General features: G+C 62.8%; 20 protein-coding genes. 5 read left to right on the top strand and 15 right to left on the bottom strand.

Features of this window, described 5'->3' with window-relative positions:
* Positions 1–4: 4 nt before the first annotated feature.
* The 6 genes from QMK54_RS12085 to QMK54_RS12060 all read right to left on the bottom strand — a co-directional run bounded on the left by QMK54_RS12085 (position 5) and on the right by QMK54_RS12060 (position 11,962).
* Positions 5–1,555, bottom strand: a complete 1,551-nt coding sequence (locus tag QMK54_RS12085) for an ABC transporter substrate-binding protein (protein ID WP_223595673.1) — start codon at positions 1,553–1,555, stop codon at positions 5–7.
* Positions 1,556–1,564: 9 nt separating this feature from the next.
* Positions 1,565–2,185, bottom strand: a complete 621-nt coding sequence (locus QMK54_RS12080) for an SCO family protein (protein WP_223595676.1) — start codon at positions 2,183–2,185, stop codon at positions 1,565–1,567.
* Positions 2,182–2,838: an SCO family protein gene (locus QMK54_RS12075; protein WP_110662435.1), complete on the bottom strand. Its 657-nt coding sequence runs from the start codon at positions 2,836–2,838 to the stop codon at positions 2,182–2,184. Before QMK54_RS12075 ends, QMK54_RS12080 begins: the two co-directional genes overlap by 4 nt.
* 12 nt (positions 2,839–2,850) lie before the next feature.
* Entirely contained in the window at positions 2,851–4,803 is a 1,953-nt protein-coding gene (locus QMK54_RS12070; RefSeq protein WP_320402568.1) for a YncE family protein, read from the bottom strand.
* A 516-nt stretch (positions 4,804–5,319) separates the two neighbouring features.
* Positions 5,320–11,148 (bottom strand): manganese-oxidizing multicopper oxidase MnxG, encoded by a 5,829-nt coding sequence (gene mnxG / locus QMK54_RS12065; protein WP_320402567.1) that lies wholly within the window; start codon positions 11,146–11,148, stop codon positions 5,320–5,322.
* A 205-nt stretch (positions 11,149–11,353) separates the two neighbouring features.
* Complete coding sequence (locus tag QMK54_RS12060; protein WP_320402566.1) at positions 11,354–11,962, bottom strand: lytic transglycosylase domain-containing protein; 609 nt, start codon at positions 11,960–11,962, stop codon at positions 11,354–11,356.
* 204 nt (positions 11,963–12,166) lie between these two features.
* Between QMK54_RS12060 and gspG the strand changes: the two genes are divergently transcribed.
* Positions 12,167–12,601: a type II secretion system major pseudopilin GspG gene (gene gspG / locus QMK54_RS12055; protein WP_110661362.1), complete on the top strand. Its 435-nt coding sequence runs from the start codon at positions 12,167–12,169 to the stop codon at positions 12,599–12,601.
* Positions 12,602–12,615: 14 nt separating this feature from the next.
* On the top strand, positions 12,616–13,803 hold the full coding sequence (locus QMK54_RS12050; protein WP_110661366.1) for a type II secretion system F family protein: 1,188 nt from the start codon (positions 12,616–12,618) through the stop codon (positions 13,801–13,803).
* A gap of 107 nt (positions 13,804–13,910) precedes the next feature.
* Here QMK54_RS12050 and QMK54_RS12045 read toward each other — a convergent pair whose 3' ends face one another.
* Positions 13,911–14,165, bottom strand: coding sequence for a hypothetical protein (locus QMK54_RS12045; RefSeq protein ID WP_320402565.1), 255 nt, complete (start codon positions 14,163–14,165; stop codon positions 13,911–13,913).
* On the opposite strand from QMK54_RS12045, the gene QMK54_RS12040 reads away from it, so the two are divergent.
* Positions 14,164–14,769 (top strand): hypothetical protein, encoded by a 606-nt coding sequence (locus tag QMK54_RS12040; protein WP_320402564.1) that lies wholly within the window; start codon positions 14,164–14,166, stop codon positions 14,767–14,769. The two genes, QMK54_RS12045 and QMK54_RS12040, sit on opposite strands and share 2 nt — an antisense overlap.
* A 140-nt stretch (positions 14,770–14,909) precedes the next feature.
* Here the strand turns inward: QMK54_RS12040 and QMK54_RS12035 are convergent, their stop codons facing one another.
* Entirely contained in the window at positions 14,910–15,806 is an 897-nt protein-coding gene (locus QMK54_RS12035) for a LysR family transcriptional regulator (RefSeq protein ID WP_320402563.1), read from the bottom strand.
* A 269-nt stretch (positions 15,807–16,075) separates the two neighbouring features.
* On the opposite strand from QMK54_RS12035, the gene QMK54_RS12030 reads away from it, so the two are divergent.
* Complete coding sequence (locus QMK54_RS12030) at positions 16,076–17,503, top strand: mechanosensitive ion channel family protein (RefSeq protein WP_320402562.1); 1,428 nt, start codon at positions 16,076–16,078, stop codon at positions 17,501–17,503.
* Between the two features lie 121 nt (positions 17,504–17,624).
* Here the strand turns inward: QMK54_RS12030 and ycaC are convergent, their stop codons facing one another.
* The 5 genes from ycaC to QMK54_RS12005 all read right to left on the bottom strand — a co-directional run bounded on the left by ycaC (position 17,625) and on the right by QMK54_RS12005 (position 23,167).
* The gene (gene ycaC / locus QMK54_RS12025; protein WP_110661874.1) at positions 17,625–18,251 is read right to left on the bottom strand and encodes an isochorismate family cysteine hydrolase YcaC; all 627 of its coding nucleotides are present in this window, start codon (positions 18,249–18,251) and stop codon (positions 17,625–17,627) included.
* 69 nt (positions 18,252–18,320) lie between these two features.
* A complete protein-coding gene (locus QMK54_RS12020) occupies positions 18,321–20,159 on the bottom strand; it encodes an amidohydrolase (RefSeq protein ID WP_223595731.1) in 1,839 nt (612 codons plus the stop codon).
* On the bottom strand, positions 20,159–20,767 hold the full coding sequence (locus tag QMK54_RS12015; protein WP_320402561.1) for an antibiotic biosynthesis monooxygenase: 609 nt from the start codon (positions 20,765–20,767) through the stop codon (positions 20,159–20,161). The genes QMK54_RS12020 and QMK54_RS12015 overlap by 1 nt, the downstream gene beginning before the upstream one ends.
* Positions 20,760–21,176, bottom strand: coding sequence for a DoxX family protein (locus tag QMK54_RS12010; protein ID WP_110661877.1), 417 nt, complete (start codon positions 21,174–21,176; stop codon positions 20,760–20,762). The genes QMK54_RS12015 and QMK54_RS12010 overlap by 8 nt, the downstream gene beginning before the upstream one ends.
* A 1,070-nt stretch (positions 21,177–22,246) precedes the next feature.
* The gene (locus QMK54_RS12005; protein WP_223595735.1) at positions 22,247–23,167 is read right to left on the bottom strand and encodes a LysR family transcriptional regulator; all 921 of its coding nucleotides are present in this window, start codon (positions 23,165–23,167) and stop codon (positions 22,247–22,249) included.
* A 158-nt stretch (positions 23,168–23,325) separates the two neighbouring features.
* On the opposite strand from QMK54_RS12005, the gene QMK54_RS12000 reads away from it, so the two are divergent.
* Positions 23,326–23,769 carry a helix-turn-helix domain-containing protein gene (locus QMK54_RS12000; protein WP_110662361.1) on the top strand — a complete coding sequence of 148 codons (444 nt, stop codon included), beginning with the start codon at positions 23,326–23,328 and terminating at the stop codon, positions 23,767–23,769.
* 9 nt (positions 23,770–23,778) lie between these two features.
* Here QMK54_RS12000 and QMK54_RS11995 read toward each other — a convergent pair whose 3' ends face one another.
* Both QMK54_RS11995 and QMK54_RS11990 read right to left on the bottom strand, forming a co-directional pair.
* Positions 23,779–24,603, bottom strand: a complete 825-nt coding sequence (locus tag QMK54_RS11995) for an alpha/beta hydrolase (RefSeq protein WP_320402560.1) — start codon at positions 24,601–24,603, stop codon at positions 23,779–23,781.
* 36 nt (positions 24,604–24,639) lie between these two features.
* A complete protein-coding gene (locus QMK54_RS11990; RefSeq protein ID WP_320402559.1) occupies positions 24,640–25,215 on the bottom strand; it encodes a flavodoxin family protein in 576 nt (191 codons plus the stop codon).
* Positions 25,216–25,337 lie beyond the last annotated feature (122 nt).

The raw sequence follows: 25,337 nt of genomic DNA, 5'->3' as shown, positions 1-25,337 counted from the left end.
CCGGTCAGGGCATGGCGGCAATGGGTTTGTAGGGGGCGACCAGATAAAAACGCTGGTCCGGCAGATCCACCGTGACGATATGGGCACCGCTCAAGCCCTGGCGCCGGCCGGGACCAAAGCTGATCAGTGGCGTCAGCCCGGTATCAAAGTCATGCAGGCCTTCCAGGGCACTGACCAGTTTCTCGCGGCTGGCATCGCGCCCGGCCTGCTTCATGCCTTCGCTGAGCAGCATCATCGAACTGAACGCGCCCACCTGCAGCACCGCGTGCTGGCCGCCCAGGCCCTGAAGTTCACGCAATTGAGTCAAGGCCAGGCGCCCGGCCAGGGTCCAGTCACTGGGCACGAACGGATAGGCCAGGAACACCCGCCGGGAAAATCCGCTGGGCACCTGGATCAGGTTGCCCGCGACCTGGTTCGAGGCGGCGAACAGGTAAGGCACCTGCCCCGCCGTTTGCAGGCGCTCGGCCAGTCGACTGAAGCCGCTGCTGCTGCCCAGGTAAAACACCGAGCGCGACCCCAAGGGCAGATCATCCCTGGCCGCGTCATAGGCTTGCAGGCTGACCTTTTGCCAGGCGTGCCCCTGCAGGTACTGGCTGAGTTCCTGCGCCGCCAAGCGTTGGCCGGATTCGTCCGGATAGGCGATCAGCGTCGGCCCCTGGAGCACGCGCAGGCTGGCAGCGGCGTAATCGGCCAGGGCGATCAATTGCTCGCGAAGCCCCGGCAGCGGCTCGAATATCTGCCGGCTGGCGTGGGGCGTGCCCTGCAAGGACAGCGGCCCGATCAGGGGAATGCCGGCCCGTTCCAGACGCACGGCGAGTTCCACGTCCAATGCCGGCACCAGCGGTGCGATCAGGGCAAACACCTGCTCTTGATCGATCAAGCGGTCCAGCGCCTGTTCGGCACTGGCGCGATCGGCACCGGGGTCGAGGATGGTCAGGCGCAACTGCCGGCCGTGAATTCCACCCGCCTCGTTGATACGCGTCACGCAGCCCTTGAGCACCGCCGCCACCGTAGCGCCCTCCTCGCTCAACGACCCAGTGCCCGGCAGCAAGGTGCCCAGGTTAAGGCTGTCGGGGGTCAGGCCCGGATCGCGGTCTTCGGCCAGGCGCTTGAGGTACGCCGTGAGGTTGCGTTGGTCGTTCATCGACAACACGAACCGTGGCATCGTCGGATCGAGCCGGTTGTTGCCGGGGTCGCGCCCCTCCTGCACCGCGCGCGCCAGGGTGCTGTCGCTGTAGGCCGGATAACTGCGGCCGTTGATGTGCTGCTGGCCATGGCTGCTGGCCAGCCGCGACCAACTCAGGTCCGGTGGTCGCACCCCGCCTTCCGGGCGCCCGAGGCCGTCTTCGCCATGACAGTTGGCACACGGCAGGCTGGTGGCCGGCAGCAGCATGTTCGATGCGCCGACCCGGGCCATGATCGGCTCGCCGCTGGCCGACACACCTTCGCGGTACAAGCGCTTGCCGGCACTTTCGTTGAGGCTCAGCGGCAGCGCCTGGACGCTGAGCGTGAGGCCACCGAAGAGCAGCAGGCCGAGGACGAGGGCAGTGTTCATGGCCATGGCTCAGCGCTCCGCCACGGGCATTGTCAGCAGCTGCAAGCGCTGGGCAATGGCGGCGGCCGGGGCATCGGGACGGATTTTGCTCCAGCGTTTGTTCGCCACGTCTCCGACGATCAACTGGGTGGAGTGCTGCTCGGGGGTGGGCACGATCTGACCGATGCGCCCCAAGACAAGGTCCATTTGCACCTTGTCGCCGGTAAGGAAAAGCCAGTGGGGCCCATCGACGCCCTGTTTCAAGGTGTAAGCCTTGAGTACCGCCGGGGAGTCCCGCAGCGGATCACTGGTAAGGGAGATAAAGGTGATGCCGTCGGCCTTGTCGCCGAGCACTTCACGTACTTCCTTGAGCTTGCGGGTAATCAACGGGCAAGCATCGTTGCAACTGGTGAAAATCACATTGAGCAGCACCACACGGTCCTTCAATGCGTCGCTGTAGAAGCGCAGCGTGTTGCCGTTCTGGTCCTGCAACGGCGTGTCGGTGAACCAGGTTTGCGCGTCGTGGGTACCGGTGGACGGTTGCGCGGCGGCCACCGCAGGCGCGCTCTGTTGATGCTCTTCATGGGCAAACGCCATTGAACTGAAAATGCAGAAACAGACGCTCAGGGCGATCCAGTCGATGGCTCTCATGGCTGCTGCTCCATGGCGATGGCGGTGTGCTTGGCGTGGGTATTGCGTTCACCACTGAGCTTCTCGACGGCCCGGGCCAGCTCCGTCGGGTCGGTGAATCCGTAGTAGCGGGTCCAGAAGCGGTTATTGCCGTCCCCCACCAGAATCAGCGGCGAGTGGTTCTTGAAGTCACCGCTGTAGGCGCCCAGGCCCTTGAGGGTGGCATTGACCGACTGCGGCGAACCGGTCAGCCAGCTCCAGCCCGGCCCTTGCTGGAAAGTGCGGGCGTAGTCGTTCAGGCGCTTGGGATCGTCGCGCTGCGGGTCGATGCTGATCGACACCAGTTGCACCTCGGTGCCGACCCGCGCGCCGAGCTGTTTCTGCACCTTGCCCATGATCGAGGACACCACCGGACAGACCGTGGTGCAGCTGGTGTAGATGAAGCCCATGACCACGATCTTGTTGCTTACCAGGTCCTTTTCCAGGCTGACGACCTTGCCGTCCTGGTCCAGCAGGGCCACGTCGGCAAACTTGATCCGGGCGGTCTCCGGGCTGGCCTTTTTGCTCGTCATGTCGTGCCCGCCATGCTCGTCCGTCGAGTGGGCCAGCGCCTGGCCGATACCGATGGCCAAGAGGCAGAACGTCAGCAGGCCGCGATGTGCAAATCGGTTCATGTCAGTTTCCTCTTACTGGGTATCGCCGGGTATCACCCGAACGCTGGCAAAGGTCTTGTCATCGAAGCTGGAGCCGAGGGACGCCGCCCGCACGTGCAGGTACCAGGCACCGTCCTGGTCGAGGGTCACCGGGGCTTCATAGACACCGTCGGCAACTTCCAGGGCGGCGACCTCCTGTGGTCGCGAAGTCGGGGCGCGGAAGTAGCGCACCTGAACATCCTTGACCCCGCTGCGCTGTGCCTTCTGCTTGCCCTCGACGATGCGGAAGCGCACCACGTACGGGCTGCCGAGGTCAGCGGTGAACTTGTCGAGCATGAACTCCACCTTGGGCACCCCACGCTGCCGGTCGAGGTTTTTGTCGGCCTCTACCAGGGTGCTGAAGCAGTGGATGATGTTCGGCTGGTTGAGCAGGAACGCCACGTCGAAACGCCCCGCCGCCGGCAGCTTGACCCGCGAGCTGTACAGCCCGGGTTCGATTTCCCGCAGGCTGCGGTCAATGACCAGCGCCGCCCGCGCCACCTGTCCGCGATTGGGGTAACCGGACATCGGCGCGTTCATGCCTTCGGCGTAGAAGTAGGTGGTGTTGTCCACCGGGTTGACCACGAACACCGCGTTATCGTCCCGCGATACCGCCAGGCTCGACGCCAGCGGCAGGTCACCGGCCATCCGCGGTGCCTGGGTGCCAGCCTCGAAACCCTGGATGATCGGCGCGCGGCCCTCGCCGAGGGACGCCAGGTTGATCATCGTGACTTTCGCTGAAGCCAGCCCGCGCACATAGGCATAGGCCTTGGTGAACACCACTTGATAGGGCTCGGCGGAGACGTTCAGCTCATGGATCAGCGCGTCGTTGGCGGTGTCGATCACCGCGGCCTGGTTCTCCAGGGTATTGAGCACGATGCCAAAACGACCGTCGGCGCTGAACCCCATCGGACCCAGCCCCTGTTTGAGCTTGATCACCCGGCGCACCGACTGGCTGTTGCCGTCGACCACAGTCACCGTGCCGTCCTTGCCATCGGCCACATAAGCGGCACCGGACAGCGGTGAATACATCACGGACAACGGGTGCGAACCGGTCTTGAGTTGTTTGCTGATGCTCAGGCTGGCGATGTCGACGATGCTCAGGGTGCCGTCATCGCGGTTGGTGACGTAGGCGAAGCGGCTGTCCTTGCTGAACGCGATTTCGTGGTGCCCGGCCCCGGTGGCCAGGTGCTTGAGGGGTTTGAGGCTGGCAGTGTCGATCACCGTGACCCCGGATTGCCCGTCCTTTGCAGCATTGTTGCCGACCCACAGCAGACGTTCGTCCGGTTGCAGGGCCACGCGTACCGGATTGTTGCCGGCCGCCACCGAGTCGATCAGCTTGAACTGTTCACTGTCGATCACCGCCACTTCGCCGGCAGTGGGCATCGAGACAAACACCCGTTTGTTGTCTTTGGGCGTCACCCAGTCCATCGGCGGCTGTTTCAGATCGATCCGCGCCAGGGTGCTGGTGATGCCGCCGACGGACACCGACGGGTCGACCACCGAGACGCTGGCATCACGGCTCATCACCAGCAGGAAGTAACTATTGAGGTCGAGCATGGGACGCGCGCCGATACTCGACTTCAGGAACACCCCGACCCGCGACTTGCAGCTCTTGTCGCGACCCTGGGCCTGGTCGGCGGCGACGGCCTCCGGGTCGAGCCAGGCACCCGGCGCCACGCCAGACATGGGTTGACCCGAGGTCTTGTCCGTGACCCGAAACTGCACATCGGCAAAACCGCCCTCGCGCAACACGCCGTCCTCGGCCAACGGCTTCACATCAAAGACCACCGAAACCCCGTCACGCTCCAGCGTCCGGTTGCTCCAGGTGTCGGGCAATGCAACCTCGCTGAGCATGCTCGCCGGTGCGGTTCGCCACACGCCGAGCCAGATCAGCGCCATCCCGAGGATCAGCGCACTGCCAACGATTTTGATGGTCCTGTCCATGTTGCAACCCCTCTTCAGATCCTACCTGTCCCTTTTGGTCACTCATGTGGCGAGGGGGCTTGCCCCCGTTGGGCTGCGCAGCTGCCCCCTCGATCCACAATTGCATCCACCAGACTCACCGCATGTACCGCTTTTACGACTGCTTCGCAGTCGAACGGGGGCAAGCCCCCTCGCCACACAAGCCCGCTCCCACAGGTGTTGCATTACTGTCCTTTCCTACGGTGTCTGAGCATGCTCGCCGGTGCGGTTCGCCACACGCCGAGCCAGATCAGCGCCATCCCGAGGATCAGCGCACTGCCAACGATTTTGATGGTCCTGTCCATGTCAAAACTCCTCTTCCGAATCTGCCTGTCCCTTGTAGAAACCTTTGTGGCGAGGGGGCTTGCCCCCGTCCGGCTGCGAAGCAGTCGTAAAAGTGTTGAGGGGCTGCTTTGCAGCCCAACGGGGGCAAGCCCCCTCGCCACAAAGGCTCGCTCCCACAAGGGGTGGAGTGATCCCACCCTTCCATCACCGCAACTACGGTGTCGGTGCCGTTGTCGGCGCCGGTTCATTCGTGACCCGCAGCAAGCCCCAGAAACCGGCGGCATTGCCGAAGGACGCGTTGTCGCGGTACAGGTAATCCCCCGCAATCCCGTTGACGCCGCCAGCGCTCGGGTGCATGGCGCTGAAGTGCGCGGCCGGCAGTACGCTTTCGCGGGCGCCGATGTACATCGACATCGGGTTCAAGCCGAACCGCACCGAACCAACGCCCGGGGCGCCCATCGGATAGCCATCGGTATCGCTCTTCTCCGACAGGTACGGGTTGACCGACCAGAGGTGACCGTCGAGCTGGAACGTCGCGCCACGACTGCCGCCGGTAGGCATCAGCACATGGGTACGGAACGGTTGCCCCGGTTTCACGTAGAACACCGGTGTTTGCGGATCACCGCCCACCAACGCGTTGCTGTAGGCCATGTGGGCGTTGGGCACGTCGCCGTAGCCGGCACCGTCGGCCCGGCCGAACGGCGCATCCGGAGCGAGGCCGAAGCGGTACCACATGGGCTCGGTCTTGTAGTTGATGGCCATGCCGGCGTTGTCCTTCGGATCATTCGGCACCCCCATGCCTTCCGAGGCGATGCCTTCCACCGGCCGCCCACCCGCCCAGCGCAGGTTCAAGGCACGCTGCCAGACCATCGCAAAGTCGCGGTAGACCGTCTGCCCCGTCGCCGTGACCGTGGCCGAGGCACGCTTGGCATCCTCGACCCAGGTAGAGCCTGCCGGCAGCACACTCATCGCTCCGCCAAGGCCTTTCTGCGGCTGCTTGATCACATCCGCCGGGGTGAAATTCAACCCACCGAACTCCACCGCCGTGGCGTTGATGTTGTCGACGTTGCGACCCAGTTGAGTGATCGGCTTGCCTTCACGCTCCAGGTGCCCGGCGTAATACTGGTAGGTCTTGGTCGGGTACGCGCCGGTGTTGCCAACCCGTGGTGGCACGGTCTGGATCGGGTTGGCGCCGACGTTGGCGCCGTCGGACTTGGTGATGTCGTAGGCCAGCAATTGCGCATGCAGGCCGACATGGCTGGAAGGCCGCAGCAGGTTGTTGTTGAAGGTGGTCGAGCCGTTACTGTTATGCCGGTCACGCTTGACCAGCCCTTGCAGGATCGCGGTCTGGGCCAGGTCCGGCATCACGCTCGGCAGGCGGTTCTCCAGGGTGATATTGATGCAGTCCCCGGCCGCTGCGCGCAGTACCAGCGGCTCGACAGGTACGCCCGGCTTGAGCTTGCCGGTGGTCGGATCAAGGTCGGTCTTGCGCACGTACAGGATCGCGGTCGGGTCATGGATCGGCCCGCTCTGGCCACCGATGGTGATGGTTTCGCCGTCCTCGGGATCGGTCACCGTCACCCGCGGAATACTCACGGTCCGCGAGTTGAACACCAAGGTGCCGCCCGCCGGATTCAGCGGCCCGCCGACATGCTGGCCGAGCCCCTCCGGGTCACCGATCGACAAGCCCAGCGGGTTGCTCAGGATGTCATTGGCCAGCGCCGCCACCACCTCGTAGTTGCGCTGCACGGTCGGCCTTGTGCCGATGCCGTTCGGGTTGGCGCGGATCCGTGGGCAGGTGCCCTCGAACGCCACGGTGTTGCGCATGCCCGCCGGTTTCGTGTTGTTCGGCAGCGCGAACAGATCGTTGCGTTGCGCGGTGTAGTTGCGCATCACGCCCCAGATACCGTTCCAGTAGCCTTCAATCGAGGCATCCATCGAGTACAGGTAATCACCGGTGCTCGCCGCGGAACTGGAGAGCATCGACAGCGGCGCAATGAAGCCCATCTGCTCGGAAATCCCGACCATTTGCGAAGCGCGCCAGCCCGAGTTGGAGCTGTTGCCGTAGCCGGTGCCGCTTTGCAGCCACTTCACACCGTGCAGGGTGACGTTGTGCTCTTCTTCATGGCCGCCGGCATGCACCCGCAACCGTACATTGTCGCCGGTGTAGGTGCGCAGCATCGGTGTGAACGGATCACCCGGTTCTGCACCGCCACGGTTGATGTGCGGCGGGAACAGCGTGGTGCCGCCAGTCGGGCCGGTGGCCGACGTCACCAGGTTGGGCGCCAGGTTCATTGCCGCGATCGCACGGTCGGTGCGGCTTTGCATGGCGAACGACAGATCGCCACCGAGGCCGTCGGCCTGCATGCCGCGCTTGCCGTCGGGGCCGACCTTGTTCGGGTCGAACACCCGCAGGCCCAGGGGTTCGTTGCGGTAATTGACCACGAACATGCCGGGGTCATCCACCGAGATCGCTTGCGGGCATGGTCGGGTCGGGCAGCCCGGCTTGATGCCGCCACGGGCCTCGACCACCGCCTCGAGCAGGTTGCCGGCGTTGTTGCGCACCGGCGGGTTGATCGCGTAGCGGAAGCTGTCGGCCGTCGCCGGGAACGCCTGTGGATTGGGCACGCCATTGGGGCCGGCGCCTACGTACACGCCGGCTTCGTAAGCGTGCTGGAAGTCGCTGTATTCCAGGAAGAACTCACGGAAGCTGTCGTTCTTGCCGTCACCGTCCAGGTCACCGGTGGAGATCACCGCTTGCCAGGAGGTCGGCCCGCCGTCAGCGCGCGCGCCGCTGTACAACGGCTCGCCGGTTTCGGCGTGGAACCAGGTGGACCCGGCCGGTTCGGCCAGTACGGTGGCGTACAGGCCAATCTGTTGGTGAGTCGATGGGCCGAGGTGGTCGTGGGTGAAGATGGTCCCCAGGCCACGGTCGACACCCTTGGTGTTGATTACCGGGTCAATGAACCAGCGCTGCATCGCCGTGCGCGCGCCCATCCAGTCCGCCCGGCCATATTGACCAAAGAACGGATGGCTCTTGGCTTTCGGGCAGGCCGGCGTGCCGTCACGCGGGTCGGCGCCTTCGCACTGATTGAACGCGCGGATGGCATGGATGCGTTCCACCACGGCGCCCGGGGAAAGCACGCCGTCTTCGTAGTTCCAGCCGTTGGAAGAACCGTCCGCCGAGGTCAGGTCCCACTTCGGCAGGTGAATGTGCTGGCCGATCACGTCGGTCGGGGTGCGCACCTGATAGTCGTCCATCTCATAGGTGGCCGGCACCAGGTTGGTTTGCTGGTATTGCACGCAGTCGAAGGTGTTCATGCGCATCACCAGCGGCTCTGGCGGACGCTGCTTGGTGATCACCGGCCAGGCGTCTTCCCACAACGCCAGGATGCGCGCCTGCGGGAAGTGGTAGCCGACCTTGTTGTACACCGCGTCGAACTGGATGTTGGCCGCCTTGTAGATGCGCGGACGGTCGGCGGTGAAGGTCGAGGAGCCGGTGAAGGACATCCCGTCGATGCGCTCACCGCTATTGAATTCACCGCTGCCGGCGCTGCTGGTCAGGCGTTTGGCCCGATCATCCATGCACGGTTCGTAGAACGGCGCACCGGCAATCGGCAAGGCACCGTTGGTGCGAAAGTTGCGCGCCACCACCTGTTTGCCCGGCAGCACGGCAAAGCTTGGGTGCTCCTTCTTGGCGTGGAAGGCCATGGCCGCCTGTTCGACTTCGGTGCCCTCTTCCGGCAGGTAAATCGGTTTGGCGCGCTTCACTTCCTTGGAGAAGTCCAGCGAGGTGGTCACCGTGTGCGCCTCGCCACCGGCAGACACGCCGTCCAGCGCATGGCGCCCCAGACCACCGTCCCAGCCACCGGACTGGTTCGGGTCGAGGTTGGCCCACAGGCCATTGCCGCTGGTTTTCAGGGCCTGGGCCTTGGCGGCGTCGAGCATGTCCAGCGGTGGGGTTGGCGGGCGTTGGCCGACCGAACTTTCCATGCCGCCGATCCAGAATGGGAAACCGGGGTTTTTCAGGCTGCCGTCGGCGTTGCGGTTGGCTTCGCTGCGATCGACCAGCGCCAGCGAACCGATGGCCTGGACACCGCCATTGCCGCCGCCGTGGTCATCATCACCATCATCGTCATCATCGCCCGCGGCCACCAGGGTCTGGCCGATTTTCGGCACCACGGCGACCTTGCCCGGCATTGGCGCCATGGCTTTGCCAGGCAGCGGCACGACCGCCGGGATCGGCGTACCGGCGATGATTTCGCCATCGGGCAAGGCCCGCGCGCCCGTCGCCGGTTTACCGCTGCGCAGCGCATAGGGCTTCTTGTGGAAGCCGTCGTCACCCTGCTGGGACACTTCGAGCCGGGTGCCTTCTTCAAACACATCGTGCACCCGCCACATGGCCCACATGCCTTGGGCGAAGTGCGGGTAGAAGTGGCAGTGATAGATCGCATCGCCCGCTACCCGGTTACGGTTGCCCGAACCGCCGTTGGCGATTTCATAGGTGTAGCCGGCACCCGGGCCAATGCCCTGGGCGTCCAGGTAATCGGTGTTGTCATCGTTCGGGTTGTACAGCCATTGATGCCCGTGCAGATGGAAGATGTGGTGTTCATAGCCGTTGTGGGTGTTGCGGAATTTGACGAAGTCGCCGATGTAGCTGTGATTGACGTTGGACGGCTCCGACGGATACAGCGCCATGGTCGCCTTGACCCCGACCTGAACGGCACGCGGCACTTCGCCGGGGCGAATGTTTTCCAGGCCGGCGTTGGCCGGTACGTCCACCAGCATCGCCACGTCGCCCACGGTGTGCGAGCTCAAGAAAAACTCTTCATAGGCGCAGGACAGGCAATCGTGCATCGGCCCCACGCCCAGGCGGTTGGCGACCACCTCGGCGCCCATGCCGCCGGAGCCGTAGTTGATCATGAACGAGTCGCGGGTCGGCTCCAGCACATGGCCCATCACCGGGTCGGCAAAGTACGCCGGGAAGGCTTGGGTGACGGCGGTTTCATCCTGGAACTGCGCGGCGAAATCGCGGAACGGTTCCAGCCGGTTCGGCAACGCCGGATTGCGTTTGCCCATGGCTTCCAGTGGATAGGTCGAAGTCGGGAAGCTGCCGTCGGCATTGCTGCCCATCACGATCGCATCGCTTTCGCTGGAAATGATCTCACTGCCGTCCACCATGTTGATGATCGGCGCACCGGCCTTGCCTTCGCGAATCCACGGCTGGCGTTGCGGGTAGCGCGCCTGGTAATCGACGATTGGCTGGCCGGCTGGCGTACGTCCGCTGCTGGCCAGGCGCATTTCTTCTTCGGTCAGGGTATTGCGGTAAGTACGACCGCCCTTGGGCACGACCACCACCTGGGCGAACAGCCCATTGGCGTTGTTGCCCGCACCGCCCTCGCCACCGAAGGTCGCGCCACGGCTGCTGACATCGAACGCGCCTTCACGCTCGGCGAACAACGTATAGGAACGGCTGCCGCCAGGAGCGACGAGGCTGTTGCCGTTGCGCCCGGTATAGGAGGCGATGTCATCGATGCTGTTGACGGCCTGCAGGCCGTTGACCTGAAAACCGACATGACGGTCAGCCACCTGCTCATCGGCCTTGAAACCTTCGGCGTTGCCGGTCTGGCCGCCCTCGTCCTCCTCGCCCTCCTGCTCAAACCCGTCATGACTGCCCGGGTTGGCCTGATAGGCCAGCAGGTTCTGCAGATTGATGGTCAGGCAATCGCCGGCGGCCACTCGCAACACCAGCGGACGCGGACGCTTGTCGGGCCGCAGGGAAACCTTGCCCGGCACTGCCGCGCCGCCTTGGGCGAGGGAAATGTCATGGTCATCGACCACATCGCGACGCAGGGCGAACATCATGCCGTTGACGTTTTGCGCACCCAGGCGGTTGAACATCAGCGGCTGATCGAACGCCACGACGTTGGCCACCAGGGTGCGCTCACAACGACCAGCTGCGCTGGCAATCTCGATGCCGAGCATCGACGTCACCAACAACAGCAAATTAATCAAGGACGGGGCGTGGGATATGCCGATCATAGTCTCGGGCCTCGATGCGGGTTTTCAGGAAACGATTCAAGACAAATCGTCGAGAGCAATCCGCATGCCACAAAAAATTACGTTATTAATCATTAAGTTATAATCACGACTTAATACACCGGGGGATATTCCCCACCCAATCCCCCCACTTTCTCGCCGGGTCCACTTTTCCCCACTATTGGGGAAACCGGCCCCAGGGCTGCGATCACAGCGGAGCGTCCGCGGCCAAGCCCTGCAAACGCCGATACTGGTTCAGCACGTTGGGCACATAACGCTGGGTTTCGGCGAACGGCGGGACCACGTTGCCGCGACTGAGCACCGCTTGCGGTCCGGCGTTGTAGGCCGCCACGGCGAGGCGAATATCGTTGTCGAACATCGTCATCAGGCGCTTGAGATAGCGGGCGCCGCCCTGGATGTTGGCCTTGGGGTCGTAGGCGTTGGTCACGCCCATTTCGCGGGCGGTGTCAGGCATCAACTGCATCAGTCCGCGAGCGCCCCGGGAGGAGGTAGCGTGGGCGTTGTAGCTCGATTCGGTCTTGATCACGGCGTGCAGCAGCGCCGCCGGCAGTTCGTTGGCCGTGGCCGCCGCCGACACCAGCTCGGCGTAGGGTTGCGCGGCGATCATCTGCGGTTGCTGATCGAGGCTGACCACCGCCGCTTCGGGCTCGTGGATCACCCGTTCATAGTGGCGTCCGGGGCGGTGGACATTGGACAGGACGTAGCTGCCATTGGCATCCACGGAAACAAACACATCGGCCTGTGCGGCGCCGGTCAACACAAGCAGACCCAGCAACCCGGTGGTGAGTGATTTCATTGTTATACCTCCCCTTCCCGGCCCCGAAAAATGGGGGTATTGCCCCAATGGCCAGTCGTGCAACAGCCATACGCAAGCACTGTGCCGTAAGTGGGAAGGCCCGTAGTACGCGGGGTGCAGAAGGATCACCAGAGGTGAGCATGGCAATTGCATGCAGCTATATGGCAACTACATGGCAACCGCTATCGACTGTATGAGGTCATCATGAATCAGCATCTGCGTAATGCCCGGCGAACCCAAAGCGGGTTCACCCTGCTCGAACTGTTGGTGGTGCTGGTGGTGCTGGGGCTGTTGGCCGGCATCGTGGCACCGAAGTATTTCGCCCAACTGGGCCGTTCCGAAGTGAAAGTGGCCAAGGCGCAAATAGAAGGCTTGAGCAAAGCCCTGGACCTTTACCGCCTGGAAGTTGGCCACTACCCGTCCACCGAACAAGGCTTGCAGGCGCTGGTCACGGCCCCCGCCGACGAACCGCGCTGGACCGGCCCGTACCTGCAGAAAAAACTCCCGCAAGACCCTTGGGGCCGCAACTACGCCTATCGCTATCCCGGTGAAAACAGCGAGTACGACCTGTTGTCCATGGGCAAGGACGGCCAACCCGGCGGCGAAGGCGAGAACGCCGAAGTCACCAACTGGAACTGACGGGAATGGCGACCATGCGCTTTCATCTCAAAGCCGTCGGCAAGGCCGGTGTCATCTCAATGACCGTCGATGCGCCGGGACACAGCGAAGCCAGGCGCATCGCCGAAGACCAGGGCCTGCGGGTAGTCAGCCTGCACGCCGAGCGCCATTGGCGCGCGTTGCGCATGCACAAGCGCGAGACGTTCAACCTGGTGTTGTTCAGCCAGGAACTGACCACCTTGCTCAACGCCGGCCTGCCGTTGATCGATGCGCTGGAAAGCCTGGCGGAAAAGGAAAACGCGCCACAAGCCCGCAAAACCCTGAGCGAACTGGTGCGCTTGCTGTACGAGGGCAAATCGTTTTCCCAGGCCCTGGGCCAGATGTCGGCGGTGTTCCCGCCTTTGTACGTGGCGCTGGTGCAGTCCAGTGAGAAGACCGGCGCAGTGGGCGATGCCCTGGGCCGCTATGTCAGCTACCGACAGCGCATGGACGAGGTTCGCCAGAAGATCATCAGCGCGTCGATCTACCCCATGCTGTTGCTGGTTGTGGGAGGCGGCGTGGTGTTGTTCCTGATGGGCTACGTCGTACCGCGCTTCAGCCTGGTGTTCGAAGGGCTGGGGTCGAACCTGCCCTGGTTGTCGCAGATCCTGATGAGCAGCGGCATGTTCCTTCACACCCATCAAGGCGAGTTCTTCGGCGGCTTGCTGGCCATCATCGTCGCCCTCACCCTGCTCCAGCGCCAACCGGCCTTTCGTCGGGGGCTGGACCGTGTGATCGAAAAACTCCCCGCCGTGCACCAGCGCATCTTCATGTATGAGCTGGCGCGCTTCTACCGTTCCCTGGGAATTTTGCTGCAAGGCGGCATTCCCCTCGTCACCGCCATGGGCATGGTGCGCAACCTGCTCACCGTCGCCTCCCGCAGCCGGCTGGACCAGGCCTGCGAACGGGTGCGCGAAGGGCAATCGCTATCGACCGCGCTGGAACTCAATCACCTGGTGACCCCCGTGTCCCTGCGCCTGCTGCGCGCCGGTGAACAGTCCGGCAACCTCGGGCAGATGATGGAGCGCAGCGCCGACTTCTACGACGAAGAAATCAGTCGCTGGATCGAATGGTTCGTACGGCTGTTCGAACCCCTGCTCATGACCTTTATCGGCCTGTTGATCGGGGTGATCGTGATCCTGATGTACATCCCGATTTTCGAACTGGCATCGAGCATTCACTGACCCTTTGCAACAGGGTCGTGCTGCACGTTGCATTGTTTTCAACAACCGACTGAATAAATCGGTCCGCCGAGGTGTTTATCAAGTTCCCACGGGGAAAAAAAGGTTCTTCACGCAATCCCGGGAAACACCGATAACGCAATACCTGTAGGAGCCGGCTTGCCGGCGATGGACTCAAGTGCGCCGCGTTTATCCGGTTCACACGCGTTATCGTTAACGACCATCGCTGGCAAGCCAGCTCCTACAGAGACCGCGTCCTGGTCGAAAATGAAATGATCTCCAAACCAGAGAAAGCCAAAAAAAAAGCAGCACGTTGCACCGTTAATCAACGTTCCAATCTGAATAAAAAAGACGGAGAACGACATGCACATCAATAAGCTTTTACTAGCAGTAGCTATTGGCGCGGTTCTGTCGGCGTCTACCGTATTGATTCCGGACAGCTTGTCCGGGGTATCCAGTGCTCAGGCCAAGGATGGGGGTGGCGGTGGCGGTGGGGGTGGCGGTAGTGGTGGCGGCGGCGGCAATGGAGGTGGCGGTGGCGGCGGCGGTGGCAGTGGAGGCGGTGGTGGAGGCAATGGCGGTGGTAATGGCGGCGGCGGTGGCGGCAGTCACGGCGGAAACGGCAGTGGTGGCAACGGTGGTAGCGGCGGCAACAGCGGCAGCGGCCACAGCGGCGACCATGGCAACAACAGCGGCCATGGCAGTGCCAACAGCGGTTCGAGCCACTCCGGAGCGGTTTCGTCTTCAGGGCGCAACGGCACCCATGATGAACCCGGGGATGACCATGGCGTCCATGCCAACGGCGAGCCCGGCGATGACCATGGCGTCCATGCCAATGGCGAGCCTGGCGACGACCGTGGCGTCCACGCCAATGGCGAAATCGGCGATGATCGTGGCGTCCACGCCAATGGCGAGCCTGGCGATGACCGTGGTGTCCATGCCCAGCCCGGCGATGACAAAAGGACCTGATTCCCACTGATTCCCTTACAACACAAGACCCTGTGGGAGCGGGCTTGCTCGCGAAGGCGGTGTGTCAGTCGAGATCAATGCTCAATGACACACCGCCTTCGCGAGCAAGCCCGCTCCCACACTGGATGTTGTGAGTTGCTCTACAACCCACCCCCAGACTGATCCAGTTCCTCGCGCAAAAACTCAACCAGCGCCTGCACCGGCCGCGAACTCTGCCGGTGTTGCGGATAGACCGCCGACAACGTCAGCGGCTCCGGCCGCAAATCCCCCAGCACTTCCACCAGCCGTCCATCCTTCAGGGCCGAGCCGACAATGAACGTCGGCAAATACGTGATCCCCAGGCCGGCGATGGCCGCGTCCTTGAGCAACTCACCGTTGTTGACCCGCATTCGCCCGCTGACATTGACGCTCAAGGGCTTGCCCTGCCCCGCAAAACGCCATTGCACCTGGCGACCATGGCCGTACGGCAGGCAGTCATGACCGTGCAAATCCTCAGGCTTGCGCGGTGTGCCGCGCTCGGCCAGGTACGCGGGGCTTGCGCAGTACACCCGTTCAATCGAGGCAATGCGTCGGGCAATTAGTGTCGAGTCTTCCAGGGTGCCAATGCGCAACGCCAGGTCGTAACCTTCACCGAGCAAATCCACGGGGCGATCGCTTAAATCCATCTCCACGGTCACGTCGCGATAGCGCTGCAAAAACACCGGCAACAGGCACCCAAGATGCGCCAGCGCGAACGACAGCGGCGCACTCGCACGAATGGTCCCGCGAGGCTCGGTGGTCTGGCCGGCGATGCCCTGCTCCACTTGTTCGACTTCGCTAAGCAGGCGCAAGGCTGACTCGTAGTAACTCTGCCCAAGCGGCGTGACATCCAGTCGCCGGGTCGAGCGATTGAGCAAGCGCACGCCCAGGCGCTCTTCGAGTTGCATCAAGCGGCGGCTGACAAACTGCTTGGACAGCCCCAGTTGATCGGCGGCAGCGGTGAAGCTGCCGGAGTCCATGACCTGGCAAAAAATACGCATATCTTCGAAGGGGTTCATTGTCACATCCCGGTTGACAGTCAAACACTTTATAGCGGCTTTTTCCCTTACGGGCATCCTATTAATCTTTGCTCACGGGCCACACAGCGGCATGTGCCGACACCGCTGTTTGTGGCGAGGGAGCTTGCTCCCGCTGGGCTGCGCAGCGGCCCCAAAATCCTCGCAGTCAATGCCGTTCTTGTGAGTGCTGCGCACTCAAGCGGGAGCAAGCTCCCTCGCCACAAAAGCGCTTGCCACCTGCGCGACCTCATTTCTACCGGAGCATCCCCATGTCCTTTCTCCTCGGTCACCTGCTCTCCCTGAGCGCGCTGCTGCTGGCCATCGACGCCCTGCTCTGGCACCTCGCGCCGTTCAAGCATCGCGTCATCCGGATCGGTGTGCGTCTGGCGCTGTTCCTGCTGTTCAGCGCGGTGATCATCAACGCCGGCGTCAGCCCGTTGCAGGCGCCCTTGTTTGCCGATGATCGCGTGGCGCAGCTAGGGGCCACGGCGCTGGGGATTCTCTGGTGGTTGTATGCCGCGCGGGTGCTCACCGAAGTGATCGGCCTGGTCCTGATGCGACGCATCGGCCATAGCGGCCGGCTGTTGCAGGATGTCATCGGCGCATTGGTGTTCCTGGCTGCCGTCGTGGCCGCCGCCGGCTACGTGCTGGAGCTGCCGGTGAAAGGTTTGCTGGCGACCTCCGGCGTCGTCGCCATCGTCGTGGGTCTGGCATTGCAGAGCACCTTGAGCGATGTGTTCTCCGGCATCGTGCTCAACACTACCAAGCCGTATCAGGTCGATGACTGGGTTTCCATCGATGGCGTTGAAGGCAAGGTGCTGGACATCGACTGGCGGGCCACCCATTTGCTGACCAGCGCCGGCAGCACGGCAGTGGTGCCGAACTCGGTGGCAGCCAAGGCGAAGATCGTCAACCTCAGCCGCCCGACCAACCTGCACGGGGTGTCGATCAGTATCCAGGTGCCCAACCACATCCGCCCGCGTCGGGTGCTCGATGCCTTGGAGCGCACCCTTCAGGGCAGCAGCAGCCTACTGCTCGATCCGCCGCCGAAAGCCGTGCTCAAGGAAGCCGGCGAAACCCTGTCCGAATACGTGGCCAGCGGCTTCATCGCCGAACTGGGTAAAAAGGGCGAAGTGCGCAATCAACTGTTCGACCTGGCCCATCGGCACCTCGAAGCGGCGGGCATCTCCCGGCAGCCCGATGGCGTGATCGAGCCGTCGACCCGCGCACGGGCCTTGCTCGATGAGGTGAAAATCTTCCGCTCCCTGAGTGCCGAGGAACGTGATCGCCTGGCCCAGAACATGGTGGCGCAGCAATACGCGGCCGGTGAGGTGGTGCTGGATCTGGATGAAGTGCCGGACAGCCTGTTCGTCATCGCCACTGGCGTGGTGAGCGCTACTGTCCCCGACGGCAGCATGCAGATCGAAGCGGGACGCATGGGGCCGAGCGAAGTCATGGGCGAACAAAGCATCCTCGCCGACACGCCGTCCCAGGCACGGTTCACCGCCATGACCTCAAGCATCATCTACCGCCTCGACAAATCCCTGACCCGCAGTTGCATGGAGCAACGACGGGAAGTCGACCGGGCGTTGAACAAGCTGCAAGCGGTGCGCCAGCAGAACAGCCGGTTGGCGTTGATGGCCAAACCGGTGGTGGTCAGGAAAGGTGGGTTTTTAAGCTGGTTGCAGAACCGCTGATCCACTGCTCACACAAAACCCTGTGGGAGCGGGCTTGCTCGCGAAAGCGGTGGTCCAGGCAACATCAATGCTGACTGTCATGACGCCTTCGCGAGCAAGCCCGCTCCCACAGGTTTTGCGATTATTGGGCAGTAAACTTGGTGTAGCTGTTGATCAGGTTGCGATAGTTCGGCAGGCGTTCCGACAGCAGGTTGGCCAGGCCTTCCATGTCGTTGCGCCAGTCGCCTTGCAGCTCGCAGGCCACGGAGAACCAGTTCAACAGTTGCGCACCGGCGGCCGACATGCGTGCCCAGGCCGCTTGTTGCACGGTAGTGTTGAAGGTGCCGGAAGCGTCGGTCACCACAAACACGTCAAAACCTTCGGCAATGGCCGACAGGGTCGGGAACGCCACGCACACGTCGGTCACCACACCGGCGATGATCAGTTGCTTGCGACCGGTGGCCTTGATCGCCTTGACGAAGTCTTCGTTGTCCCAGGCGTTGATCTGGCCGGGACGGGCAATGAACGGCGCGTCCGGGAACTGCGCCTTGAGCTCCGGCACGATCGGGCCGTTCGGGCCGCTGTCGAAACTGGTGGTGAGGATGGTCGGCAGTTTGAAGAACTTGGCGATGTCGCCCAGCGCCAGCACGTTGTTCTTGAACTCGTTGGGGGTGAAATCCTGCACCAGCGAGATCAGACCGGTCTGGTGGTCGACCAGCAGTACCACGGCATCGTCTTTGTTCAGGCGTTTGTATGGAACGTTGCTCATTGGAAACTCCTTGATGGATGGTTATTGCAGTCAGCGCCGCCCTGCTGGGCCGGCGCTTTTTTGAATTCGTCAGAAGGCAAAACACGAGCAGCCAAAGGCGCCCCAGAAACCGGCGAAATCGCTGACCGGCGCGTTCGACAGGCGTGCCCGTTCATGGCTGTGGGAATGCACCGCGCACGGCCCGCTGCAGTGGTGAACCTGGGCCTGCATCGGCGACGTCGGGCGCCAGTGGCCCGGCACTTTCACCACCGGCGACCAGTCCGGCAGCACCGGCACGCTGGCTGGCCCAAGCTTCTCGAAATCACCGGCGCCGTACACCACCTTGCCGCCGACCACGGTCAACACCGACTCGATCCACTTGATCGCCTCTTCATCGACGCTGAAGAAATCCGCGCTGAGGGCGGCGACGTCGGCCAGTTGCCCGACCTTGATCTGGCCCTTCTTGCCTTGCTCCGACGAGAACCAGGCGCTGCCATGGGTGAACAGTTCCAGCGCGGTCAGCCGCGAAAGGCCTTCGGCGTGCAACTCCATGCCGCCGACGGTGCGGCCGCTGACCATCCAGTACAGCGAGGTCCACGGGTTGTAGCTCGATACTCGCGTGGCGTCGGTACCGGCACCGACCGGCACACCCTCGGCCAGCATGCGTTTGATCGGCGGCGTGGCTTCGGCGGCTTTCGCGCCGTAACGCTCGACGAAATACTCTCCCTGGAACGCCATGCGATCCTGAATCGCAATGCCGCCGCCCAGCGCCCTCACCCGCTCGATGTTCTGCGGGGTGATGGTTTCGGCGTGGTCGAAAAACCACGGCAAGCCGTTGAATGGAATGTCGCGATTGACCTTCTCGAACACGTCGAGCATGCGGCTGATGGATTCGTTGTAGGTGGCGTGCAAACGAAACGGCCAGCGTTGCTCGACCAGGTGGCGCACCACCGGCTCCAGCTCGGCCTCCATGGTTTGCGGCAGGTCCGGGCGTGGTTCGAGAAAGTCTTCGAAGTCCGCCGCCGAGAACACCAGCATTTCCCCGGCGCCGTTGTGCCGCAGATAATCATCGCCCTGGTGCAGCTTCACGCTGCCGGTCCAGTTCTTGAAGTCGGTCAACTCTTCCTTGGGCTTCTGGGTGAACAGGTTGTAGGCGATGCGCACGGTCAGTTGCTCATCCTTCGCCAACTGTTCGATCACCTGGTAATCGTCTGGGTAATTCTGGAAACCGCCGCCGGCATCGATGGCGCTGGTCAAGCCCAGGCGATTGAGTTCACGCATGAACTGACGGGTCGAGTTGACCTGATACTCCAGCGGCAGCTTCGGCCCCTTGGCCAGCGTTGAATACAAGATCATCGCGTTGGGCCGCGCCACCAGCATGCCGGTCGGCTCACCCTTGGCATCACGCACGATCTCGCCACCCGGCGGGTTCGGCGTGTCACGGGTGTAACCGGCGACACGCAACGCGGCGCGGTTGAGCAAGGCACGGTCATACAGGTGCAGCACGAACACCGGGGTGTCTGGCGCGGCCTGATTGAGTTCTGCGAGCGTTGGCATGCGCTTTTCGGCGAACTGGAATTCGTTCCAGCCACCGACCACCCGCACCCACTGCGGCGTCGGCGTACGGTCGGCCTGGTCCTTGAGCATGCGCAAGGCGTCGGCCAGGGACGGCACGCCTTCCCAGCGCAGTTCGAGGTTGTAGTTCAAGCCGCCGCGAATCAAGTGCAAGTGCGAGTCGTTGAGCCCGGGGATCACGCAACGCCCCTTGAGATCGATCACTTGTGTGCCTGAACCACGCAAGGCCATGGCTTCGGCATCGCTGCCGACCGCGACAAAACGCCCGTCGCTGATCGCCACGGCGCTGGCGAGCGGTTTTTCGCGATCAACAGTATGGAATTGACCATTGAACAGAATCAGATCGGCGTTCATCACGGTTCCTCGTGCAAAGTAGCGGGAGACAGCCAGGGCGCGAACAGGCGCGTCGCCATGGGCATGAAGAGGTAAACCACCGACAGCACGATGGTCAGGGTGATCAGGAACGTGGCCACCACGTAGCTGGAAAGAAAGCTGTTGAGCCCAAGCAGCGGACCCCAGAGCAGCGGTACCAGCAAGGTGTGCGGCAGGATCACCAGCAGCGTCACCACGGCCTGCTTCCAGCGCGGCGGTGGCGTACTGGCTTCGGCCTGGGGCGAGAACCAGAACTCGTTGAGCGGATTGACCTCGGTCTGGTCGCCATCGGCCAGCATCGGCGCGGCTTCTCTCACCAGTTCCTGGCGTTGCGGCGAATCGAGCCAGCGCTGCATCGCCTCGGTCGAGCAAAAACGCAGCACGCAGGTGTAGGTGTCGAGGCCGGAGTTTTTACCGCGCACCACATCCACCCCCAGGTGCCCGACGTTCTGCGCGGCCACCTTGACGATGTTGCGCAGCCAGGCTTCATAAGGCACTTCAAAACCGGCCTTGACCCGGTGCTTGACGATCAGGGTCACCACCTCATCAGGCCCGGGACTGGCCGGCTCACGGCGATTGAGATCAGACATGACGCAAGGCTCCGGCGAAATGGACATCGAGCGCCAGCCTTCCCGGCCCGGCGATGAAAATGCTGGTGAATACGATCAGCAACAGCCAGCCGAACTGGCCTTCAAAGAGCGTCCACTGCGGATGCACGACCAACATCGACACCCACAGCAAGAACAGAATAGGCAAACACGCCAGGCGCACCAGCAACCCGGCGACGATCAGCAGCGGGCACACCACCTCGGCGAAGATCGCCAGCAGTAGCGTCAGGTTCGCGCCCAGGTGAAAAGGGTCTTCGATGTTCTGCAACTCGGCAGCGTAGTGCAGCAGCTTGGGCAAACCGTGCACCCACAACAGCAACGCCCCGCCGCTGACCCGCAGGAACAGCAGCCCCCAGTCTTGCGCTCGATCATCGCGTCGCGAAGCGTCCATGGCCTACCCGCACAAATGAAAAACCACCGGCGTCGATGCGCCGGGACTGGACTCGATAGTGCCGGGACGGGGGGAGGAAAAATTGAATGTACGTGCTCTGTTTGTGAGTACGCCGGCAGTCTGCAAATCACACAAATCCCACAGGGCTACCGGTTGTTGCTTCTACCGGATTATTCCTGCGGATCGAGATTATCCAACGCCCGGTTCACCGAAGTGCCCCACGCACAGCCACCAAATTGCAGATCGGACTGATCTGAAGGTGACACTGGCGAGCCTTGAAATTGACCGGGCTGCCAAACCCGATCGCTGAATTTGCAGCGACCGGGAAACGATAAAGACCGGGTACAAGACGCACAAGCCGGCGGGTTCTGGCGTAGTTGTAGACAACGACGCAAGGCGGTGTAGCCTCGTTCTTGGTCCTACGCAATTCTGTGTGGCGAGGGAGCTTGCTCCCGTTCGGCTGCGCAGCAGTCGAAAATCCATTCAACGCAGTCTGCCTGACAGACCGCATCGCTTGATTTTTGGGCCGCTTCGCTGTCCAACGGGAGCAAGCTCCCTCGCCACATTGCGGGTGTGAACCAGAAGATTTTCGTCGGATGTAATGCCGCCATCGCTGGCAAGCCAGCTCCTACAGGGATTGAGTACATCTGAAAGAAATTGGTCGGCTGTCAGGCCGCCTTCGCGAGCAAGCCCGCTCCCACAGAAAAGCAAAAGCAAAAGCCACGTACACCCACGCCCTTCACCACTCATCAGGCCGAGCGTTAGCTCGCCTGCAGCTCTTGATCTTGATCCACCCGCCCCCTCGGGAGGCTGAGCGGAGGTGTTCATCCGGGGATTGGCGCGCAGCGCCGTTCGACGCAGTCGAACTCATCGCATGTAGGTGCCAGCGAAGCCAACCGGAGGGCGATGCCCCCGGATGAATACCGGAGCGAAGGAACCCCGAGCCTCAGCGAGGGGCCGTACGCCAGGGGCGAGACCTTTTGGTTCCTTTTGGGGCGTTTGCCAAAAGGGACTCGCCGTAAGGGCGAAACCATAAGCCGCCGTTACCTAAATAACGGATATGTACACAGTCAGGAAGAAACAGCCAAAGCCAAAGACATGAACTGACCAATCCGCGACCGCAACCACCGCTCCGCCGGATCATTGTCATGCACCCCGCTCCAGGCCATCGACAACTGCGCCGCCTCGATCTCGAACGGCGGATCCTCGGCCCGCAACCCACACCCCTCCACCAACGCACAGGCCGCATAATCCGGCACAGTGGCAATCATCTCGGTACCGGCGAGCAACGCCCGCAACCCACTGAACTGCGGCACCCCCAACACCACACGACGACTACGCCCGACCTTCGCCAGATCCAGATCGATATTGCCGCTCAAGTCCCCCGAGAACGACACCATCGCATGAGGCCGCTCGCAGTACTCATCCAGGGTCAACGTCCCCGGCCGGGTGTCGCCGCGCAGCACCTTGCAGGGAATATCGCGCAGCGTCTTGCGCTTGGCATTGGCCGGCAGATCCGTGGTGTAACTCACCCCCACCGAGATCTCCCCCGACGCCAGCAGCGCCGGCATCAACAGATAATTGGCCCGCCGCACGACCACGACAATCCCCGGCGCCTCTTCCTGCAATTGCCGCAGCAACGGCGGAAACAAACCGAACTCGGCATCGTCCGACAGCCCGATGCGGAACACATCGCGACTGGTCGCCGGATCAAACTCCTTGGCCCGGCTGACCGCACCGGAAATGGTGTCCATCGCCGGTTGCAGCTCCTTGAGAATGACCAGTGCCCGCGCCGTCGGCTCCATGCCGCGACCGTTGCGCAGCAGCAACGGATCGTCGAACAGATCGCGCAAACGCCCCAGCGCGGCGCTCACCGCCGGTTGGCCCATGAACAGTTTTTCGGCAACGCGGGTCAGGTTCTTTTCGAACATCAGGGCTTCGAAAATCACCAGCAGGTTCATGTCGACGCGACGCAGATCATTACGGTTCATAGGCACGGGTTCCTTGTGTGGTCGGCCAGGCGCGAGGTTGAGGATTGTGTCTGACTTTACCCGGGACTTCCCGCTGTGAACGAGGAATTAACAACGATTAACTCGCAAGCCAGAGCCTTCGGGACCAAGAATGAAGCCTACCGACACGGACATTCGCCATGGCTCACGTTCAGCAAAATGCCGCCCCCGCGCCATTCACGCCTGCGCCAAAGAAAAGCACCGGCGGCCTCAGCCCGCACCGCGAGCGGCTGGTTAAACAACTGATCCTCGAACGCCTCGGCGACAGCCTGGAAGTCACTGAACTGGCACAGGCCTGCGCCCTCTCGCGCAGTCATTTTTCCCGCGCATTCAAGTGCAGTACCGGCCTCTCGCCGCAGGACTGGATTCGCCAGCAGCGCGTTGCCCTGGCCAAGCAATTGATCCGGTACACCGACATGAGCCTTACGCAGATCAGCCTCGAATGCGGCTTCTGCGACCAGGCGCACTTCTGCCACATTTTCACCCGCAGCGAAGGCGTCAATCCGTTTGCCTGGCGCTGTCAGTTTGTCCGCGGTACCGCTCATAAAGAAAAAAGATCGCAGGCTGCACCAGCGATCTTTTGACTTGGCATTTCAGCCTTCCAGAAACGCCAGCAAATCGGCGTTGAGCTGATCCTTGTGGGTGTCCGTCAAACCGTGAGGAGCGCCCGGGTAAATCTTCAGGATCGAACCCTTCACCAGTCTGGCGGAAGAAACGCCCGCCGCTTCGTACGGCACCACCTGATCCGCGTCGCCATGCACCACCAGGGTCGGCACGTCGAACTTCTTCAGGTCCTCGGTGAAGTCGGTTTCCGAGAACGCCTTGATGCAGTCATAGGCGTTCTTGTGCCCGGCCAGCATGCCCTGCATCCAGAACCAGTCGATCATGCCCTGGGATGGTTTTGCGCCAGGTTTGTTGAAGCCGAAGAACGGGCCGCTGGCGAGGTCGATGTACAACTGCGAACGGTCGGCCAGCGAGGCCTGGCGGATGCCGTCGAACACGTCCAGCGGCAGGCCGCCGGGGTTGGCTTCGGTCTTGAGCATCAGCGGTGGCACCGCGGAAATCAGCCCGGCCTTGGCCACGCGCCCGGTGCCGTGGCGACCGATGTAACGCGCCACCTCGCCACCACCGGTGGAGAAACCGAACAACACGGCTTTCTGCAGGTCGAGCCGCTCGATCAGTTGCGCCAGATCGTCGGCGTAATGGTCCATGTCATTGCCTGACCAGGGCTGGCTGGAGCGCCCATGACCGCGACGGTCGTGGGCGATGACCCGGTAGCCCTTGGAGGCCAGGAAGATCATCTGTGATTCCCAGCTGTCGGCGTTCAGCGGCCAGCCATGACTGAAGACAACCGGCTGACCGGTGCCCCAGTCCTTGTAGTAGATCTCGACGCCGTCGCGGGTAGTGAAGGTGCTCATGGGTGATGCCTCCTTAACGAGTGTTGGGGGGGTGAATCAAACCGGTATCGGGTTCATGCGATCGGCCAGGCGCGCCACACGTTCGCCCAGGTGCGCGGCGGTGCAGCGATCCTCAGGCGGCGGCGCATCATCGGGGGATTGCTCGACATTCGACTGGGCCATGGCGCCCAGCGAGCTGCCCAGGCGATTGAGCTGGCCGTTGAATGCACCGGTGCTGGAACGCGCCGGCAGCAGGTCGAGGCCGACCCAGATCATCGAGTGCTGGGTGGCGAATACCGCCATCTGCAGCAAGGTATTGAGCTTGTCGCCGCACAGGCAGCCGGAATTGGTGAAGCCGGCCGCGAGCTTGTCGCGCCAGGGCCGGGCCAGGTAGAACGCCGCCGTGGCTTCCATGAATGCCTTGAAGGCCGCGGAGGCACTGCCCATGTAGGTCGGCGCGCCAAAGATGATGGCGTCGGCGTTGTGCAGCCGCTCCCAGTGCTCGTCCACCTCCTCGACCGGGATCAACTGGCAGGTGCTGCCCAGGTGCCGTGCCACGCCTGCGGCCACGGCTTCGGCCATGACCCGGGTGTGTCCGTAGCCGCTGTGATAGACCACCACCACGTTGCTCATTGCCCTGTCCTTGCGATGGATTGAATCCCTTTGTAGGAGCGAGCTTGCTCGCGATGGAGTATCAGTCGACACCCATGTGTCAGACACACCATCGCGAGCAAGCTCACTCCTACAGGAAGAGA

It is taken from the genome of Pseudomonas sp. P5_109 (genome assembly GCF_034009455.1).
In the GTDB taxonomy this organism is placed as follows: domain Bacteria; phylum Pseudomonadota; class Gammaproteobacteria; order Pseudomonadales; family Pseudomonadaceae; genus Aquipseudomonas.
The sequence above is the reverse complement of the archived record's forward strand: the minus strand, read 5'-3'. Positions and strand labels throughout refer to the sequence as shown.